The organism is Candidatus Magnetobacterium casense, from assembly GCF_019173545.1.
Lineage (GTDB): Bacteria > Nitrospirota > Thermodesulfovibrionia > Thermodesulfovibrionales > Magnetobacteriaceae > Magnetobacterium > Magnetobacterium cryptolimnobacter.
On the sequence record NZ_JABXWD010000501.1, the window covers coordinates 1 to 2,205 of the forward strand.

The 2,205-nt window shown below is 51.3% G+C and carries 3 protein-coding genes; all 3 read right to left on the reverse strand.

Annotation, left to right across the window (positions count from 1 at the left end; all coding sequences use genetic code 11):
- Positions 1-233: 233 nt before the first annotated feature.
- On the reverse strand, positions 234-1,085 hold the full coding sequence (locus HWQ67_RS16880) for an NAD(+)/NADH kinase (protein ID WP_218253855.1): 852 nt from the start codon (positions 1,083-1,085) through the stop codon (positions 234-236).
- The gene (tsaE, locus tag HWQ67_RS16885; protein ID WP_218253856.1) at positions 1,060-1,512 is read right to left on the reverse strand and encodes a tRNA (adenosine(37)-N6)-threonylcarbamoyltransferase complex ATPase subunit type 1 TsaE; all 453 of its coding nucleotides are present in this window, start codon (positions 1,510-1,512) and stop codon (positions 1,060-1,062) included. Before tsaE ends, HWQ67_RS16880 begins: the two co-directional genes overlap by 26 nt.
- 20 nt (positions 1,513-1,532) lie before the next feature.
- The coding region (gene pgeF / locus HWQ67_RS16890) for a peptidoglycan editing factor PgeF (protein WP_218253857.1) at positions 1,533-2,205 on the reverse strand (673 nt) is incomplete at its 5' end.

The window sequence follows — 2,205 nt, forward strand, 5'->3', positions numbered from 1 at the left end:
TGATAATGGATCACCTCCGTCAGTTTAACCACTACTTCTGTACGCTCATATTCCTCAATAACAGGTAACTTCGGTATTTTAACCATATATCCTTCTAAAACACTCTTTAATACATCTCATACATTTAAAATAGCATTTGGGTTGACCGAAATGCAATAAAATATTTTCCCCCCTCAACTTTTTGAGATGTTACAAATTCAGGAATTGTCTCAGTGGTGTGCGGAATGTCAGTTTTATCGTTCACCCCATTTTAGTTTTTCTCGCAATACCTGGAAATAGTCCCGCTGTGCCGGTAACAACAGACGGGCTGCATGGTCGGACTTCCTGACCTCAATCACGTCGTTGTCACACAGAGCGCGGCCTATCTGACCGTCAAGCGTGAGACTTATATCCTTGCTGCCCGGGTTGACCCTGGCCTCGATGAGCATACCATCCTCGATCACAATGGGACGGTTGGTAAGGGTGTGTGAACAGATCGGCGTTATGACAATGCAGTGCAGCGTGGGATACAGGATTGGTCCACCGGCTGAGAGCGAATAGGCCGTGGAACCAGTCGGCGTTGAGATAATCAGGCCATCGGCTTTAAAGGTCGTTACGTACTTGCGCTCTATAAAGATTTCGATGTCAAATATGCGGGCCAACGCCCCCTTGTTTATCACCACGTCGTTGAGGACCGTGAACTCTTCATGCGATTGTCCCTGTCTGATTATGCGGGTGTGGAGCATGATCCTGTCCTCGATGACGTAATCATTGGCAATGACCTTTTCCAGGGCATCGAGGGCCTCGCCCTTACTGACCTCGGTGATAAACCCAAGTCCTCCAAGGTTTATACCAAAAATAGGGATGTCCCTTTGTGCCACAAGCCGTGCCACTGAGAGCATTGTCCCATCCCCCCCCAGCACAATTATCATATCAACGAGGTCTGGCAGTACGCACCTCTCATAACCGCGTATGCCAAGTACTTGCGCCGCATCACTGTCGGCAAAAACCGTCAATCCCCTCTCTGACAACCACGGCAGAAGCTCCTTTAACAGCGCAATAGGTTCCGCTTTGCCCTTCTTACAGATTATTCCAATCCTTTTCATCCATACCTTCAATCACCAGACGGCGCAGTGACTGCTCACCGTGGGGTTCAACGTGTGTTATCGTTATGTATATATCGGCATTGAAATGGCCATCCAACCTGTCGGCCCACTCCACAACGGCCACCCCCTCACCACCAAGACACTCAAAGACACCACAGTTGTAGATTGCCTCAACGTCTTCAAGGCGGTAGAGGTCGATGTGGTAAAACGGGATGTCCGTGTCATATTCGGCGATGATGGTAAAGCTGGCACTGGTGATGGCCTCCTGTTTGAGTCCAAAGTTTTCAGCGATCCCCTTGATCAGAGTGGTCTTGCCGCAGCCAAAGTCACCAACGACAAACACACTCTCTCCGCTCTTGAGCAACTTGCCAAGCATCTGACCAATCGCCACAGTCTGATCGTGCGACTTACTAATAAACTCAAGCATAACAAGGGGGCGGCTCTGCCCTACAGCATGCCGATAAAACCACCCTGTCTTCCGGTACCGGCCTTTGTCCTGCGATAGGAGTGGTAGCGATCGGGTAGACAGAACGTACAATCAGGGGATATCCAGACGTTTGACTCAGCCAATCCCACCGCAAGGGCCTGATACAGGTTCGCCCTTGCCAGGTCGACGTACCACCTGCCGGCCTCCTGGCGGATATAGTCACCTACCCCGGTTGTTTGCCGCACTTCATCCATGACGTCGCCCCCCACCTCGTAGCAGCAGGACTTGATGGATGGCCCCACCGCAATCAGGATATCCTGGGGGTTGCAGGAGAAGTCGGTACGCATGGTTGCTACAACCGCCTTGAAGATGCCCTTTGCCGTGCCACGCCACCCGGCATGAATGGCTGCTATTACGTGTTTGTGCGAGTCAAGGACAAGTATGGGCACACAATCGGCAGTCTGTACACCGATCACTATCCCAGGCCTGTCCGTGATAACCGCATCGGCAACGCAACCCTCCAGTGTCAATGGTTGGTCTCTGAGGATGGTGACAGACAGGTCTGTGTGCCGTTGCACGGGCATGTAGAAGTCAACCTCTCGCCCAAACAACGCACAGATACCGTCTCTGTCTATACCAATGTTTTTGTCTGTAAAGAAAGCCTTGACCCGACTGCCATTAGATATGCCGGGT

Bases quoted from the DNA above. Each gene is read 5' to 3' on its own strand.
- HWQ67_RS16880 (WP_218253855.1), bottom strand. From the start codon at position 1,085: ATGAAAAGGATTGGAATAATCTGTAAGAAGGGCAAAGCGGAACCTATT.
- tsaE (WP_218253856.1), bottom strand. From the start codon at position 1,512: ATGCTTGAGTTTATTAGTAAGTCGCACGATCAGACTGTGGCGATTGGT.